The sequence below is a fragment of the Chryseobacterium lathyri genome (assembly GCF_003290185.1).
Taxonomy (GTDB): Bacteria; Bacteroidota; Bacteroidia; order Flavobacteriales; family Weeksellaceae; genus Chryseobacterium; species Chryseobacterium lathyri.
In genome coordinates this window covers 87,283-104,413 of sequence record NZ_QNFY01000011.1, presented here as the reverse complement: position 1 = coordinate 104,413, position 17,131 = coordinate 87,283, and the positions used below count along the sequence as shown (strand labels likewise).

The 17,131-nt window shown below is 38.1% G+C and carries 13 protein-coding genes; 11 read left to right on the top strand and 2 right to left on the bottom strand.

Annotation, left to right across the window (positions count from 1 at the left end; translation table 11 throughout):
* Positions 1–113: 113 nt before the first annotated feature.
* The 11 genes from dnaB to DRF61_RS16080 all read left to right on the top strand — a co-directional run bounded on the left by dnaB (position 114) and on the right by DRF61_RS16080 (position 15,937).
* On the top strand, positions 114–1,703 hold the full coding sequence (gene dnaB, locus DRF61_RS16130) for a replicative DNA helicase (protein WP_111958872.1): 1,590 nt from the start codon (positions 114–116) through the stop codon (positions 1,701–1,703).
* Between the two features lie 84 nt (positions 1,704–1,787).
* Positions 1,788–2,264 (top strand): ribonuclease HI, encoded by a 477-nt coding sequence (gene rnhA / locus DRF61_RS16125; RefSeq protein WP_111958870.1) that lies wholly within the window; start codon positions 1,788–1,790, stop codon positions 2,262–2,264.
* Positions 2,265–2,422: 158 nt separating this feature from the next.
* Positions 2,423–4,675: a T9SS type B sorting domain-containing protein gene (locus DRF61_RS16120; RefSeq protein WP_111958868.1), complete on the top strand. Its 2,253-nt coding sequence runs from the start codon at positions 2,423–2,425 to the stop codon at positions 4,673–4,675.
* A gap of 248 nt (positions 4,676–4,923) precedes the next feature.
* Positions 4,924–7,185: a T9SS type B sorting domain-containing protein gene (locus DRF61_RS16115; RefSeq protein WP_111958866.1), complete on the top strand. Its 2,262-nt coding sequence runs from the start codon at positions 4,924–4,926 to the stop codon at positions 7,183–7,185.
* A 125-nt stretch (positions 7,186–7,310) separates the two neighbouring features.
* Positions 7,311–7,937, top strand: coding sequence for an NAD(P)H-dependent oxidoreductase (locus tag DRF61_RS16110; RefSeq protein ID WP_111958864.1), 627 nt, complete (start codon positions 7,311–7,313; stop codon positions 7,935–7,937).
* 30 nt (positions 7,938–7,967) lie between these two features.
* A complete protein-coding gene (gene nadB / locus DRF61_RS16105) occupies positions 7,968–9,539 on the top strand; it encodes an L-aspartate oxidase (RefSeq protein ID WP_111958862.1) in 1,572 nt (523 codons plus the stop codon).
* A 10-nt stretch (positions 9,540–9,549) separates the two neighbouring features.
* Positions 9,550–10,410: a carboxylating nicotinate-nucleotide diphosphorylase gene (gene nadC / locus DRF61_RS16100; protein ID WP_111958860.1), complete on the top strand. Its 861-nt coding sequence runs from the start codon at positions 9,550–9,552 to the stop codon at positions 10,408–10,410.
* 209 nt (positions 10,411–10,619) lie between these two features.
* Positions 10,620–13,298 carry a TonB-dependent receptor gene (locus DRF61_RS16095; protein WP_111958858.1) on the top strand — a complete coding sequence of 893 codons (2,679 nt, stop codon included), beginning with the start codon at positions 10,620–10,622 and terminating at the stop codon, positions 13,296–13,298.
* An 84-nt stretch (positions 13,299–13,382) separates the two neighbouring features.
* Positions 13,383–13,814: a hypothetical protein gene (locus DRF61_RS16090; RefSeq protein ID WP_111958856.1), complete on the top strand. Its 432-nt coding sequence runs from the start codon at positions 13,383–13,385 to the stop codon at positions 13,812–13,814.
* A gap of 75 nt (positions 13,815–13,889) precedes the next feature.
* Positions 13,890–14,882: an aspartate-semialdehyde dehydrogenase gene (locus DRF61_RS16085; RefSeq protein ID WP_111958854.1), complete on the top strand. Its 993-nt coding sequence runs from the start codon at positions 13,890–13,892 to the stop codon at positions 14,880–14,882.
* Positions 14,883–14,935: 53 nt separating this feature from the next.
* Positions 14,936–15,937, top strand: coding sequence for a cation diffusion facilitator family transporter (locus DRF61_RS16080; RefSeq protein ID WP_111958852.1), 1,002 nt, complete (start codon positions 14,936–14,938; stop codon positions 15,935–15,937).
* Positions 15,938–15,961: 24 nt separating this feature from the next.
* Here DRF61_RS16080 and DRF61_RS16075 read toward each other — a convergent pair whose 3' ends face one another.
* On the bottom strand, positions 15,962–16,402 hold the full coding sequence (locus DRF61_RS16075) for an exosortase F system-associated membrane protein (protein ID WP_111958850.1): 441 nt from the start codon (positions 16,400–16,402) through the stop codon (positions 15,962–15,964).
* Positions 16,389–16,919, bottom strand: coding sequence for an exosortase family protein XrtF (gene xrtF / locus DRF61_RS16070; protein WP_111958848.1), 531 nt, complete (start codon positions 16,917–16,919; stop codon positions 16,389–16,391). Before xrtF ends, DRF61_RS16075 begins: the two co-directional genes overlap by 14 nt.
* Positions 16,920–17,131 lie beyond the last annotated feature (212 nt).

The following is a 17,131-nucleotide window of genomic DNA, read 5'->3' as shown; positions in this document are numbered from 1 at the left end:
ATTTTTACTAACATTTATTTTGAGTTCTACTGCTATAGGTTACAGCAGGATTGCTGATAACTTGTTAGTTACTATTTTTTAATTATTTTTTTTAAATAAGCTATCTTTGCATCATGGCGCAGAAAGAAACATTATCATCCCTTACGCACGGAAATTTTGCAAGAGAACTGTCTATTGCGGATGGAAAAATGCCACCCAATGCTGTAGATTTTGAAAGACTGGTTATAGGAACTTTTTTGATAGACAAAAAAGGTCTTGACCATTCTATTGACCTCCTTACTCCTGAAGTATTTTATGATCCCAGACATCAGGTTATTTTTGCCACAATTCTAAAACTTTACGAAGGCAACCATCCTGTAGACCTTATGACCATTATCCAGGAATTAAAAAAAGAGGATAAATTAAGCCAGGCCGGAGGTGATCATTATATTATTGATCTTACCATGGGAGTAAGCTCCTCCGCTCACATTGAATATCATGTCCGAGTTATTCTTGAAAAATATATCTTAAGAAGTCTGATTAATGTTTCTGCCAACGTGATCGATTCATCCTATAAAGAATCTACCGATGTATTCGAACTTTTGGATAAGGCTGAACAATCTTTCTTTGAAATTACCAACGGTACGATCAAAAAAGGATTCGACACCGCCAATTCATTGGTAAAGCAGGCTATCGATACTATTAAATCTTTGAAAGATAAGGAAGGGCTTTCAGGAGTTCCTTCCGGATTCAGGGATATTGACAAAGAAACGGGAGGCTGGCAAAATTCTGACCTCATCATTATTGCAGCCCGTCCGGCGATGGGTAAAACGGCATTCCTTCTGTCGATGGCCAGAAATATTGCCGTTGGCCATAAGATTCCGATGGTGCTTTTCTCCCTGGAAATGGCATCTGTACAGCTTATCACGAGGATGATTGCTTCAGAAACGCGAATTTCTTCTGAAAAACTGAGAAAGGGAACTTTGGATGATGAAGAATGGCAGAGACTGTTCTCCAACGTATCCGAGCTTGAAAATGCACCACTTTTTATTGACGAAACCCCCTCTCTTTCCATATTCGACTTCCGCGCAAAGTGCCGAAGACTGGTGATGCAGCATGGTGTAAGGCTGATCATGGTGGATTACCTTCAGCTGATGACTGCAGGAGGTGGAGGTAAAGGAGTCGGAAACCGTGAACAGGAAATTTCCATGATCTCGCGTTCATTAAAGGCTATTGCCAAAGAACTGAATGTACCTGTTATTGCCCTTTCACAGTTATCAAGAAGTGTGGAGGCACGCCCGGGAAAAAGACCTCAGCTTTCTGACCTTAGGGAATCCGGAGCGATTGAGCAGGATGCGGATATTGTATCTTTTATTTTCAGACCTGAATATTATAAAATTGCCGTTTGGGACAATGATGAAGAAGGCCAGGAAACTCCAACGGAAAATCAGGCTGAACTGATCATCGCAAAGCATAGAAATGGTGCTACAGCCGACGTCAGATTATCATTCTTAAAACATTTTGCAAAATTCGGGGATATTGAAGCAGCATTAGACGGTGGTATGGGAGGTTATCCTTCTAATTTCGGATCTAACGAGCCTAGTGGTTTTGATAAAATAAGAACTACTATTCAACCTGGAGCTGCATTTGATTTACCAGACAGTTCAAAGCTTTCAGGATCTTCAATGAATGACCTTGATGATGATGACGATTTCCCATTCTAAAAACATACTATTTTAAATTAACAACAGCTTGGCATTCTTCAAACTTAGTTTTTACAGAATACCAGTTTTATATAGACTTAACTTTTGAGAATAGAAATATACACCGACGGTGCATGCAGCGGAAACCCCGGCAAAGGAGGCTATGGAATTCTTATGCGTGTTCCTGAAAAAAATTATCAGAAGACATTCTCCAAAGGATTCAGAAAAACCACCAATAACAGAATGGAGCTATTGGCTGTTATTTCCGCTATGGAAAAACTAAAGTCTTCGGAGAACGATATTCATATTTACACAGACAGCAAATATGTAGCTGATGCCGTGAACCAAAACTGGATTGCAGGATGGATCAAAAGAGGATGGAAAAATGTAAAAAACCCCGATCTCTGGAAAAGATTTATTGAAATGTACAACAAACACAACCCAAAAATGCATTGGGTAAAAGGCCATGCAGGGCACTTTGAAAATGAGCTCTGCGATAAACTTGCCGTAGCAGCTGCAAGCTCACCTGATCTGGAAGTCGATACTTATTTTGAAGGACTGGAAAGCAATTCTCTTTTTTAAAAATCTAAATTAACATCTTTATAATTCTCTATTCGCCTATTCATTTTACAATTCATTGACAAATCATTAATATTTTCAGTTAAATTAACATTAAATACATATTAATCGGTTAGGATTTAATATATTTACAACGTCTAAAATAAAGTAATTCCACTTCAATGAATAAATCTTTACTGTCTTACATTTCTCTCTTTCTGTTTTTTTTGTCAGGGGGAGTGTTTTCTCAAACTTACCAGTTAACCGGAAACCCTGTAAATACTACAGGATGGTCCATGGTTGCTCCAACCCAGGTACTAGGCGATTTTGTCCAGCTTACTCCGGATACCAATAACCAATCCGGATCTATAAGACTGAATGATCAGATTAATTTAAAATATTGTGATAAATGGAGAGTGGAATTCGACTTCAGAATGGACTCTAACCAAACTTCCAACGGAGACGGAATTGCATTTTGGTATCTGGCAAACCCGCCTGTTGCAAGTGTATTGGGTTCCGGCCTTGGAGTTTCCCAAAATGCAGTCGGTTTTATTGTAGGTTTTGATACTTACAACAACACCACTACCGCTACAATGAGTAAGATACATGTTGCTTACGGGCAGGTTGCCAATACAACAGATAGCAACAATGTAGAATTCTTCAATGTTCCGGGGAGCTCTTTTCACTCACCGGACCTGAATACCACCCAACCTTTTCAGGGAACAACTTATAAGCATGTTGAAGTAACAGCTCAGGTAGATCCGGCTATTCCTACGAATTGGATTGTAAAAATAACACTTGATGGTACGACCATCTGTAACCAGTCTTTTGCCCCATCGGGCACGGCAGCTGCTATGACCATTGGATATTTTGGATTTTCGGCTTCTACAGGAGGGGCAAGGTCAAGACATTCTATTAAAAATGTAAAAATCTACACCGATAAAGTTCCTATTTTACAAAGTACAGCGACACAGACTTTCTGTCCAAATCCGACTACAGGGTTTGCATCTGTAAATTTAACAACTTTCAATTCTCAATTCGTTAGTAACCCTTCCAATTATACATTCACGTACTTGCAAGGCTCAACACCTATTACAAATCCCACTAATTTCCAATTCAATGCCAATACTACGGTTACTGTGATTGTAAAGGACAATGCAGGAATATTATGTGATAATCCGGACGGAAAAATACAGCTGGTCCTGGCTCCTCTTACACTTACCGATAAAACTTTAACGGCATGTAACAACAATAAAGCAGGAACAGGATTATTCAACCTTAATACTGCAGATGTAACAAATGTACTTGGCGCCACTAAAAAATATTATAAAACACTGAATGATCTGAATGCCGGAACCAATGAAATCACGAATCCCAATTCTTACACTTCCGCACCCGGCATAGTCTATGTAAAAGTGACTACGCCGCAGGGATGTACCGGTACGGCAAAAATTACCTTAACATTCTATCCTGAAACTCCGGTAAAAGAAGCCACGCTACAGTCATGCTTTCTGCAGGATAATATTACGACTGCCATATTTGACCTTACTTCAGCCAATGTGACGACACTGACGAGCGGGTTTACAAAGAAATATTATTTAAGCGTAGCAGATGCATTAAGCGGAACCAATGAGATTGTCAATCCATCTCAATATATGTCCGTGAGTACTGCAGTCTATGTAAAGGTAACTGACTCAAACGCATGTTTCGCTATAGCAAAAGTTAACCTCGTTGTACTTTCACCAGTGAAATCAAACGTTTTAAAAGATAAAATTATCTGCATTGACGGAAGAACTGATCTGGATGCAGGTCCGGGCTTTGATGGCTACGAATGGATTACCGGAGCAACCACTCCTTCTATACAGGGAGTAGGTGTTGGTCTTTATTGGGTAAAGCTAAAAACAGGAAACTGTATTACATTGCAGACCGTGAAGGTTATTGCTTCGGCAAACCCTGTTATTTCAAGCATTGATATTCATAATACAACGGTAACTGTGAATGTTTCAGGAGGCACTCCACCATATAAATATTCTTTAAACGGTATCGACTGGCAGGATTCAAATATATTTACAGGCTTGCACAGAGGAGAGGTAAAAGTTTTTGTCAAAGACTTTTACAACTGTTCACCCGTTGAAGTTCAGATCACTGTTCCCAATCTGATCAATGCCATTACACCGAACGGCGATAACGTGAATGACTTTATTGATTATTCCGCATTGGCCTATAAGAAAAATCTGGTTTTTATAGTATATGACAGATATGGCAATAAACTTTATGAAGCTGATAAAACAAGAAAATTCAAATGGGATGGAACTGCCTTCGGCAAAAAGATCCTCACAGGGACTTACTGGTATTCTATTTCATGGAATGAAAATGATAAAAACAATACTCCTACGAAATATTCAGGCTGGGTATTGGTAAAAAACAGAGAATAATAGCTTTTCATACAAAATCACTCCTTCACCGGAGTGATTTTTTAATAGGATTGGGCTTGTGGGATCAAGGCTTATCATATCTTAACTTAATAAATAAGATATATTTTATTTTTAACCATTTCATATAAATTTTAAAAATTACTTATAAAATTGACAATTTTTGTTAATCATTTGACAATTATACATTATATATTAGAAAATAAAATAAATATATTTACAGGAATAACCTCAAAAACTAATCGCTTCATATGAAAAGAAAACTACTCCTTTATTATTTAACTATTTTTCTATGCTTTTCAGGTCAGCTGTTTTCACAAACATATCAGCTTGCAGGAAACCCTGTCAACACAACGGGCTGGGACCTTGTTTCAAATGCAGCTGTTGATACAGATTTCATCAGGCTTACAACCGATAACGGAAACTTGTATGGCGCTATAAAACTGGCTACCCCTATCACATTAAGTTATTGTGACAAATGGAAGGTAGAATTTGACTTTAGAATTGACGGAAACGGAACAACACAATTCGGAAGAGGAGACGGATTTACTTTCTGGTATCTTGCCAATCCGCCGACAGGATTCGTATCCGGTGGTGGACTTGGAATTCCCGGAAATGCTTCCGGACTGATGGTAGGATTTGATATTTTCAATAATACCACGGAAGGACAGATGAGTAAAGTACACGTTCTTTATGGCACCAACAATACAGCCGGAAACAATATTGAATACAACACAACGCCCGGCAGCACATTTCATTCTCCGGACCTCAACCCTACTCAGCCATTCGTAGGACCAAACTATAAACACGTAGAAGTAAACGGTGAAACAGACCTTACCAACCCTACGAACTGGATCATTAAAATAAAAATTGACGGGGTTCTTATTGCGGACCAGTCATTCGCTCCTTCGGGTGCTGCCATTGGAATGTCACAGGGATACTTTGGATTTTCGGCAGCTACAGGAGGTGCCAGCGCAAGACATTCTATCAAAAATGTAAAAGTTTTTGTAGACAAAGTTCCCATTCTGAATGCTACAGTAACTCCATTTGTATGTACCAATCCTGCCACCGGTACCGGAACTGTGGACCTAACGTCTTTCAATGCTCAATTTGTCAATAATCCGGCAAATTACATATTCACCTATTATGTTTTAGGAAGTTCAACACCTATTGCCAATCCTTCAAATTTCCCGTATTCTGGCAACACTACAATTAAAGTAGTCATTAAAGATCCTAGTTCTACACTCTGCGATAATGGAGACGGAGTCATACAGCTGAACCCCACTCCGTTTGCAGCCACTGATGCTTCGCTTACGGGATGTAACAACAATAATGCAGGTACTGCAACATTTGACCTTACCACAGCTGCTTTAACAACAGTTCCTGGTTGTACAATGGAATTTTACAATACAATGTCAGACCTGAATGCAGGGATCAACCAAATTCCCAATCCTACAGCTTACGCATCAGGAGCGGCCATATTATTTGCAAAAGTGACCACTCCCCAGGGATGTGTGAGTGTAGCAAAAGTTACCCTGAATCTCAATCCGGTTGTGGTCGTTACCGATGCATCATTAAGAACATGCTTCCTTGAAACCAATCCTTCACTGGGAACATTCAATTTAAGCAATGCACCGGTAACAGTATTGACGGGAGCAATAAAAAAATATTATCCATCCCTTACAGATGCTGAAAACGGAACGAATGAAATTTTAAATTTCTTAGCATATACTGCTCCATCCGGAGTCATTTATATAAAAGTATTCAATGCGCAGGGATGTTATTCTATTGCAAAAGTTACCCTCACCGTCTTATCTCCGGTTTCATCCAGCGTATTAAAGGACAAAATCATCTGTATTGAGGACAAAACCACACTGGATGCAGGCCCTGGATTCAATGGTTACCAATGGAGCACAGGAGCAACGACACAGGCCATCACCAATGTAGGTGTGGGAACTTACTGGGTAAAATTAAAAACCGGAGACTGTATTACACTGCAGACCGTAAAGGTATATGCTTCAGAGCAGCCCGTGGTTACCAATATTGATATTTCAGGAAGCACCGTAACTGTCTTTGTTAACGGAGGAACACCGCCTTACCAATATTCAATGGATAATATACAATGGCAGGATTCCAATATATTTTCAAACGTTCCCAGAGGTGAAACTAAGATTTATGTAAAGGACAACTATGATTGCGAGCCCATTCAGATCGACATCACGGTTCCTAATATTATCAACGTGATCACTCCAAATGGAGACGGCGTAAACGACGCTATTGATTATTCAGCACTTTCCAATAAAAAGAATCTGGAAATCGGAATTTTCGACCGATATGGGTATAAGCTTTTCCAGGCTGATAAGTCCAACAGATATGTCTGGGATGGCACCACTAATGGAAGCAAAAAAGTTCCGACAGGAAATTACTGGTATTCTATCACATGGAATGAAAATAACAGCAAGAATACTCCAATCAAATTCTCAGGCTGGATTATGGTAAAAAACAGAGAGTAAATTAAAATTGATTATTTTTTAAATACCGGGATCACTCCAAATTTGGAGTGATCTTTTTATTTTTATAAAAGGATATATTTCATTATAAGCTCACTTTATTCGCATTCTATTCTTAAATTTGCCCTATGAATTATTTGGAAGCTTTAAGCAGAAGATATTCTGTGAAGAAATTTAATCATGAGATTATTCCCCAGGACATCCTGCACAATATTCTAGAGTCGGGAAAGTTGTCTGCCAGTTCACTTGGGCTTCAGCCATACAAAATACTGGTAGTGGAAAGCCAGGAAATGAAGCAGAAACTAATTCCGGCTTTCTATAATCCTTCACAGATTTCTACCTGCTCACACCTTATTGTTATCATTTCGAAGAAAACTATTGAGGAAAGCTATATTCACGGTTATTTTAATCATATTTCTGAGGTAAGGGAAACTCCTGTTGAGAAACTCGACCTTTTCAGAAAAAGTATTAACCAACATATTACCCAAAAAACACAGGATGAAATTTTCAACTGGGCAGAAAAGCAGTCTTATATCGTACTTGCCAATCTAATGTATACCGCCGCTATTGAAAATATAGATTCCTGCCCTATGGAAGGCTTTCGGCAGGAGATGATAGAGGAAATTCTCAACATCAATTCTGAAACAGAAAAAGTAACTGTCACTCTGGCTTTAGGCTACCGTTCTCAGGAAGATCATTTTCAACACATGAAAAAAGTAAGAAAACCAAACGAAAAATTGTTTAAATTTATTTAATATTTAAACGATCGTACCTAAAGCAAGCATATGATAAAAGCGGATGTATTAGTAATTGGTTCCGGCATCTCGGGACTTTCCTATGCCATTAAAGTTTCTGAACAACTCCCTGATGCCAAGATCATCATCGTAACAAAATCCGACGAAGACGAAAGCAATACCAAATACGCACAGGGCGGACTGGCCGTAGTCACCGACTTTAAAAACGATAATTTCGAAAAACATATCGAAGACACCATGCGTGCCGGAGATGGAGAAAACAAACGCGACGTGGTAGAAATGGTCGTAAGGGAAGCTCCCACAAGATTCAACGAAATTGTAGAATGGGGCGCTAATTTCGATATGAAAAATGGAGAGTTTGCCTTGGGAAGAGAAGGCGGCCACACGGAAAACCGAATCGTACACCATAAAGATATTACCGGATTCGAGATAGAAAGAGCTCTTCTGGCAACAGCCAACAGCAGCCCGAATATTGAGATCCTCGACCATCATTATGTTATTGATATCATCACCCAGCATCATGTTCCAGGAAAGGAAGTAAGCGAAGGTGATATCAACTGTTACGGCGCCTATATTCTTGATGAAAAATCAAAAAAGATCAAAAAGATCACTTCCAAAATAACATTGGTTGCTACAGGAGGTGCGGGACATGTTTATAAAAACACAACAAATCCTACCATTGCTACCGGTGACGGAATTGCTTTTGTAGCCCGCGCAAAGGGCAAAGTTTCCAATATGCAATACTACCAGTTCCATCCAACGGCACTGTACAGCAAGATCAACGGAATGCTTTTCCTGATTTCTGAAGCAGTCCGGGGAGATGGTGCTAAATTAAGAACCAAAAACGGTGAAAAGTTCATGCATAAATATGATGTGCGTGAAGAATTAGCCTCAAGAGATATTGTAGCCAGAGCCATTGATAATGAAATGAAGATCTCCGGTGATGAATTTGCCGGTCTTGACTGCCGCGATATGGATCATGAAAAATTCCTGGAACATTTCCCGAATATTTATAAAAAATGTAAAGAAGAAGGAATTGATCCTTTTATCCAATTGATTCCTATAGTACCGGCATGCCATTATCTGATGGGCGGTATTGAAGTCGACAGGGACGGTCAGTCTTCCATCCGTAATCTTTTTGCAGTAGGAGAATGTACCAATTCCGGATTGCATGGTGCGAACAGACTTGCATCAAACTCATTATTGGAAGGCTTGGTTTTCGGACATAATGCCGCTATAAAAACAGTTGCTCTCCTCAATGAAAATAACTTCAACTTCGATGATCTTAAAGCCGTTCCGGAATGGAATGAGGAAGGAATGAAGATCATGGACGAAATGGTGATCATAAGCTACCTCAGAAAACAGCTTCAGGAAATGATGAGCGATCTGGTAGGTATCGTAAGAAGTAACAGACGTCTTAATATGGCCTTACAGAAGCATCAGGAGATTGCAGCAGCCGTGGACGAGATTTACCACTATTCTATTCTTTCACCGCAACTATCTGAATTAAGAAACCTGACAACCGTTGCCCACCTCATCATTACCCAATCTATGGAAATGACTGAAAATAAAGGGGCATTTTATAATAAAGACTTAGCTTAAAACATACATAATGAAAAGACCAGCTTACGCTACAGATAAAGTATTAAAAACATTCATCAAAAACGCCCTGGAAGAAGACATTCAGGATGGTGACCACTCTACCCTTTCCACAATTCCAAAGGACCTGAAGCAGAGTGCCAAACTTCTGGTAAAGCAGGACTGTATTTTGGCAGGTGTTGAGTTGGCGGAAATTATTTTTAAAACTTTTGATAAAGATCTGAAAGTTGAAATTTTCATTAAAGATGGAAAAGCAGCGAAAGTTGGTGATGTAGCTTTAATAGTAACCGGCAGCGCAAGATCTATTCTTTCCACCGAAAGACTTATTCTGAACTGCATGCAGAGAATGAGCGGTATTGCTACCCTTACCCACGACTGGGATTCACGATTGATAGGAACAAAAACAAAACTTTTAGATACCCGAAAAACAACTCCTAACTTCAGAGTATGTGAAAAATGGGCCGTTGCTATAGGTGGCGGAACCAATCACAGATATGGACTCTATGACATGATCATGCTGAAAGATAACCACATCGACTATAACGGGAGCATTACGAATGCCGTAAAAATGGCAAAAGATTATGTTAAAAATACTAAGAAAAAATTAAAGATCGAAGTTGAGACAAGAAATCTTGAAGAAGTAAAAGAAGCCATCAAAGCAAAAGTAGATAGAATCATGCTCGACAATATGAGCGTATCTATGATGAAGCAGGCAGTAGAAATGATTAACGGCTCTTGTGAGTCTGAAGCCTCAGGTGGAATTACCCGTGATATGTTAAAAGAAATTGCATCTACCGGGGTCACTTATATCTCTGCCGGAGCCCTTACCCACTCGGCTGAAAATATCGATTTGAGTCTCAAAGCCGTGAAATAGCGTTATATTTTTAATAAAAACAGCCCCTATTTGTTAAAAACTCAATAATATGATTTTTTTCATGTAAAAATTTAATTTTTATTTATATAGCTGAAATTCAACAAGTTAAATCTTATTAAGATTGAGTAAAAATTAACATACAGTTAATATTAGTTAAATTTTATTTCGCGAATTTTGCAGAAAATTAAATCTAACTATTACTAACGATTATGAAATTAATCAACAAATCGATGCTATCTGTAGTAATTACATTATCTACAGCAAGTGTTTATTATGCTCAAGAAGTTCAGGATACGGTGAAAACCAAATCCAATGACATTGAACAAGTTGTAATCACTGGTGTTGCTGATATTGCTAAAGATAGAAAAACACCGGTAGCAGTTTCAACCATTAAGGAAGCACAAATTGTACAACGATTAGGAAATCAGGAATTCCCGGAAATCTTAAATTCTACTCCTTCTATCTATGCTACAAAAGGTGGTGGTGGTTTCGGTGATGGCCGTGTTAACATTCGTGGTTTTGATACTAATAACACCGCAGTAATGATTAACGGTGTTCCTGTAAACGATATGGAAGGAGGAACAGTATACTGGTCAAACTGGCTTGGTTTATCAGATGTTACTTCTGCTATGCAGGTTCAAAGAGGTTTAGGATCATCTAAATTAGCTATTGCATCTATTGGAGGAACCATTAACGTTATTACAAGAGCTGCTGATAAAAAGAAAGAGGGTAATGTAACTTTAGGTCTTGGTAATGACGGATACCTGAAAACATTATTTTCATACAATACTGGTAAATCTGCAAACGGGTGGTCTACTTCATTCTTAATGGCAAGAACTGCTGGTGCAACATATATAGATGGTTCTGATTTTGAAGCATACAACTATTATTTTGCTCTTGGATGGCAGCCAAATAAAAAGCATGATTTCCAATTCACGTTTACTGGGGCTCCTCAATGGCACAACCAAAACTTTAACGGAAGTATTGCTACATATTTAGATATGGGTGATGGTAAATTGGATAAGGTTTTTGGGGATGAACCAAACAGAAAATATAATTCTAACTGGGGATATTTGAATGGAAGACAATATTCTCAATCTGTAAATTATTATAGTAAGCCTGTTGCATCCATCAACTGGGATTGGACAATGAGCGAAAAATCTAAATTATCAACTGTTGTTTATGCTTCTTGGGGACGTGGAGGAGGAACCGGAGTTATTGGATCCATTAATGGAACTAGTATAAACAGCCTTCCGAAAACTCAAGATGGTTTAATCCGTTTTGATGACATTGTTGCGTGGAACCAAGGACAATCAGTATTATGGAACCCATCAAATCCTGCAGCTCCAATCAATAAAGTTAATGCAACGCCAGGAATTGCACAAAGAACCAATGGTCTAGTAAGAAGAGCTTCAGTAAACTCTCACGATTGGTACGGATTCCTTACCAATTTCCAACATAAAATCAATGATAATTTTAATTTTTCAGTTGGTCTAGATGGAAGATATTACTACGGTTATCACCCGGGAGTTTTAACCGATCTTTGGGGAAATAACAAATTTATTGAAAAAGACAACAAGAATAATCCTAATATGGATGTAAACCTTGTTTACAATGCAGCACCTTCTGCTAACCCATTCATTAAAGCTATAAAAGATAAAGACCAAATTGTATACAGAAACTATAATGGAGAAGTTCTTTGGGGTGGAGTTTTTGGACAATTAGAGTATTCTAAGGACAATCTTTCCGCATTTGTACAGGGTTCTGCTTCCGAACAAGGGTTCTCAAGAATTGACAACTGGATTATAGATGGTGTTACCGAACAATTAGGAGAAAAGGTAAATACAAAAACAGAGATGAAATATCTGTTTGGTTATAATGTAAAAGCAGGTGTTAATTATAATATCAATGATAACCATAACGTATTTGTAAACGCGGGTTATTATTCTAAACAGCCAAACTTCTTCGGAGTTTATCCTTATTCTGTTTCAGACGGAAGACAAACAGGTAACCTACAAGTTGTAAATAAAGATCTTCAGAATGAAAAAATTGCTTCTGCAGAATTTGGTTACGGTTTCAGATCTTCCAAATTAAGAGCAAACCTTAACTTATATTATACTTCTTGGGATGACAGATTCGTTCGTCTTACAAACCTTACTATTTATGGTTTGGAAAGAGCAACTGTTAGCTTAAATGGTGTAAAGCAGGTGCATATGGGTGCTGAGCTAGAATTATTCTACAAGCCTTTGAACTTTTTAGAATTTAACGGAATGTTATCTATAGGAAACTGGAAATATAAAAACAATCCTACAGGTCTTTTAGTTGATGAAAACGGAGCTCCTATTGTTGGCTCAAACGGAAAAAACGAGGTTACATTAGCTTTAGATGGTCTTAAAGTATCTGATGCTGCGCAAACCACAGCAGCTATTGGAGCTACTGTGAAACCAGTTAAAAACCTTGATATTTACGGAACTTGGAGATATTATGACAACCTTTATGGAACATTTAGTATCAACAGTGGCTTTATCATTGGAGAAAATGGACAAATTCCTGCAGCCAGAGCAGAAAAAGGTTCTTTAAAAGCACCTTCTTATAACCTCACTGATGTTGGAGCATCTTATACATTTGATCTGAAAAATGGACAGAGATTGATTTTATCTGCAAATGTTTACAACTTATTTGACACTACATACATTTCAGATTTAAGATCATCTAACAAAAAAACAATATCTGATTATAAAGATATTGCGGGTGGGCAGACTGCTCAACAGCAATTAGATGCTTACAACGCAAATCCAAATAACTTCTACAAAGGTTTGGATGTTAGCAACAACGTTTATTTCGGATTCGGAAGAACTTGGTCAGCTTCACTTTCTTACAGATTCTAATAAGATCACAATATTAGATTTTATAAATATCAATCCCGGCTTTTCGCCGGGATTTTTGCTATATTTGTGTACAAAAAATTGAATATGGATTTTTACAAGATTTTGCTTAATGCACACAAAGGATTCGGGTATCTTGAACTTCTTTTGGTCTCATTATTTATTATTGCCCTTTTAGCCACAATGTTTGGCTTCAGTGGTAAAGTGAACAAATTTTTAAAGAAGACGACTCTCTTTACGATGATTTTCTTCCATGTTCAGTTTTTAATAGGGATCGTCATGCTGGTGATCAACTTCACAAAAGGATTGGATATGGGATCAGTAATGAAAAATGCCGATTTAAGATTCCAGTATGTGGAGCACCCATTTTCTATGCTGATTGCAGCAGTATTGATGACCATCATCAACAAAAAAGTGAAGTCCAATGACACGATTTCTTTAGGTATTGTGATCATGGGTCTTATCGCTGCAGGTTTATTTGCATTTGCCTTCCCTTGGACGAGAGTCTTTGGGGCTTAAAACATAAAATAATAAGTTATCAATGATGAGTTATAACTTTGTAATAGTTTAACCTTAAATTTTTTAATTAAATCAATGAAAGTAGCTGTAGTCGGTTCAACAGGAATGGTTGGACAAGTTATGCTTAAAGTTTTGGAGGAGAGAAACTTCCCTGTAACAGAATTAATTCCGGTGGCATCCGAAAGATCTGTAGGTAAGAAGGTGAAGTATAAACAGGAAGAATTTACCATCGTAAGCATGAAGGACGCTATAGCTGCCAAACCGGATATTGCTATTTTTTCTGCCGGAGGAGACACTTCTCTTGAATTCGCCCCTCTTTTTGCGGAAGCTGGCACCACAGTGATTGACAATTCTTCAGCATGGAGAATGGACCCTACCAAAAAACTGGTTGTTCCGGAGATCAATGCTAATGTTTTAACCAAAGAAGATAAGATCATTGCCAATCCTAACTGCTCTACCATTCAGTTGGTAATGGTTCTGGGGCCACTGAATAAAAAATATGACCTGAAAAGAGTGGTTGTTTCTACCTACCAGTCTGTAACGGGAACAGGAAAAGCTGCCGTGGATCAGCTCAATGCTGAAATAAGCGGAGATGACAGCGTTGCCAAAGTATATCCTTATCAGATTTTCAAAAATGCTCTTCCTCACTGTGACGTATTCAGTGATGACGACTACACGAAAGAGGAGATCAAATTGATGAAAGAACCTAAGAAAATTTTAGGTGATGATACATTTAATCTTACAGCAACTGCAGTGAGAGTTCCTGTTCAGGGAGGACACTCAGAAAGTGTAAATATTGAATTTGAAAACGAGTTTGACCTTGACGAAGTAAGAAAGATATTATCCGAGACACCAGGCGTAGTGGTAATGGACAACGTGAAAAACAACGAATATCCAATGCCGCTGTACTCCGAAGGGAAAGACGAAGTTTTCGTCGGCAGGATAAGACGGGATCTTTCACAGCCCAAAACGCTGAATCTCTGGATCGTGGCAGACAATCTGCGAAAAGGAGCCGCAACGAACGCTGTACAGATTGCAGAATACTTAGCAGCCAACAACTTAGTTTAAACTAACAAAATAAAAAAGAGTCTCAGAATTGAGATTCTTTTTTTTATCAAACTATGGAAAATAAAAAAACCATTACCCGCAAAGATAAAATAGGATTTCAAAAGCTGATTGCCGCTTTCGGAGTCATTTTATTCATAGGAAAGATTATTGCCTGGAAGCTCACCAATTCCGATGCCGTGTTTTCTGATGCCATGGAAAGCATCGTCAATGTCATCAGTGCATTTATGGGACTTTACTCTCTTCATCTTGCCGCAAAACCTAGAGACGAAGACCACCCATACGGCCACGGAAAAGTAGAATTTGTAACATCCGGTATCGAAGGGGCTTTAATCGCCATTGCCGGTATTATGATCATCTATGAAGGTGTCAACAGCCTTATTGTAGGGAAAACCCTGAGCAAAATAGATATGGGAATATGGATCATTGCTGCAACCGCTATTGTTAATTATCTCCTGGGATATATTTCCATTAAAAAAGGGCAGGCAGAAAACTCGCTGGTTCTTGTATCATCAGGGAAACATCTTCAATCCGATACCATCACGACATTGGGTGTCGTAATAAGCTTAATGATTGTTTACTTCACTAAAATCTACTGGCTGGATTCAGTTGTAGCCCTTATTTTTGGGCTTTACATCATCTACGTAGGCTATAAAATCGTAAGAAAATCTTTAAGCGGTATTATGGATGAACAGGATCCTGATCTTTTGAACCAGATTATCAGATTACTCGAAGAGAACAGAAGAATAGAATGGATCGATGTCCACAATATGAAAATTCAGCAATTCGGAGCCAATCTCCATATTGATGCCCATATTACCTTACCTTGGTACTACAGCCTTCGGGAAGCGCACAATGAAATGGAAAAAATGATTATTCTTTTAGCTAAAAACACAAAAAGAAGCGTAGAATTTAATTTCCATATGGATGACTGTAAAACAGTATCGTGCCCTGTATGCCAGATAAAAGACTGCCCTGTCCGCGAAAAAGATTTTGTAAAGAGAGTACAGTGGACTCCTGAAAATGTCACCAGTGTGGATAAACATACTGCAGATTAGCCTGTAGTAATAAATTTGTCAGATTTATTTATCTGCTCTTTCCATTAATTGTTTTCTATAATAAAACATCGGAATAATCAAAAGCAAAGCCAGCGGCTGGATGACAAACCTTCTCATATAAAAAGAGAAAAGATATCCTATCTCGAACTTATCATGTATACAGTAAAGATAAATCGGAAAAGTAATCACAAAAATAATGGTAATCAGCAATGCTCCCTGTGCCGTCCACTGGCGGTTTTTAAAAAGACATTGAATGATCAGGCACGAAAAGGCAAGATTAAGCATAAACCTGAAAAGATGTCCTGCAATTAATTTCCCCCATTCAAACCGGGGAAATGCAATATTTTTAATCGCTTCATGAAAATATTCGAGAAAAGGGTCATAGAAAATTTTGTCTTCAAGCATCCGTACGCTTATAAGACCGCAGATTCCCGCTATCACCAAAAGCCAGTTAAGAATTTTCATTTTTCAAAGCAAAGAATTTAATCCAAACCAGCCACAGAACCACAACAGTCCCATAAATAACTGCTGGAAAAATAAAATCATGGAATATTTTTCCATATTCCGGATGATCTACCATAACGATATTTAGTCCCATGATTCGCAGAAGGTTCATAATGTAAAGCAAAACAAGCCCAGCCAAGGCGAAAATATATGTTTTAGCACCTTTATAAAATGCAAAAACGAAGGCTATAAACAAGATCATGACGGAAACAGCATTACATCCCTCCACCATTCTTGTCACATAGTTTTTCTTTACATAAAACCAAACCTGTTCATTTTTTACATCATCATAAAGCAATGTAGGAAACCCTATAGTCTTTTGAACGGCGGCAACCTGATCAGCAATCATCCGGGAAAAAGGATCCAGCCCATTTTCTTTACCGCTGTTCAGATAAAACTGATACCCTAGAAGCAGCACCAGGTAGATGACGATGAACCTCAGCAAAATGTTTAAAACCGGTTTAAAATCCTTTAACATGATACAAAGATAGAAATTAGACTGAAACTTAGGTTAATAAATATTTGATATCAGACGTTAGATTTTACAAAATAACTTAACTAACATCAAGTCTCAATCACCATCCAGAACTCCAAATCCTCTGATAATCCTACTCCAGCTCTAATATCTCAAACCCTCAAACAGCCAAAACAATCAAAACAATCAAACTCCCATTAAATTAGTATATTTGT

Bases quoted from the DNA above. Each gene is read 5' to 3' on its own strand.
- DRF61_RS16080 (WP_111958852.1), top strand. From the start codon at position 14,936: ATGGAAAATAAAAAAACCATTACCCGCAAAGATAAAATAGGATTTCAA.
- DRF61_RS16090 (WP_111958856.1), top strand. From the start codon at position 13,383: ATGGATTTTTACAAGATTTTGCTTAATGCACACAAAGGATTCGGGTAT.
- DRF61_RS16110 (WP_111958864.1), top strand. From the start codon at position 7,311: ATGAATTATTTGGAAGCTTTAAGCAGAAGATATTCTGTGAAGAAATTT.
- DRF61_RS16120 (WP_111958868.1), top strand. From the start codon at position 2,423: ATGAATAAATCTTTACTGTCTTACATTTCTCTCTTTCTGTTTTTTTTG.
- DRF61_RS16085 (WP_111958854.1), top strand. From the start codon at position 13,890: ATGAAAGTAGCTGTAGTCGGTTCAACAGGAATGGTTGGACAAGTTATG.
- dnaB (WP_111958872.1), top strand. From the start codon at position 114: ATGGCGCAGAAAGAAACATTATCATCCCTTACGCACGGAAATTTTGCA.
- DRF61_RS16075 (WP_111958850.1), bottom strand. From the start codon at position 16,402: ATGAAAATTCTTAACTGGCTTTTGGTGATAGCGGGAATCTGCGGTCTT.
- nadC (WP_111958860.1), top strand. From the start codon at position 9,550: ATGAAAAGACCAGCTTACGCTACAGATAAAGTATTAAAAACATTCATC.
- nadB (WP_111958862.1), top strand. From the start codon at position 7,968: ATGATAAAAGCGGATGTATTAGTAATTGGTTCCGGCATCTCGGGACTT.
- DRF61_RS16115 (WP_111958866.1), top strand. From the start codon at position 4,924: ATGAAAAGAAAACTACTCCTTTATTATTTAACTATTTTTCTATGCTTT.
- DRF61_RS16095 (WP_111958858.1), top strand. From the start codon at position 10,620: ATGAAATTAATCAACAAATCGATGCTATCTGTAGTAATTACATTATCT.
- xrtF (WP_111958848.1), bottom strand. From the start codon at position 16,919: ATGTTAAAGGATTTTAAACCGGTTTTAAACATTTTGCTGAGGTTCATC.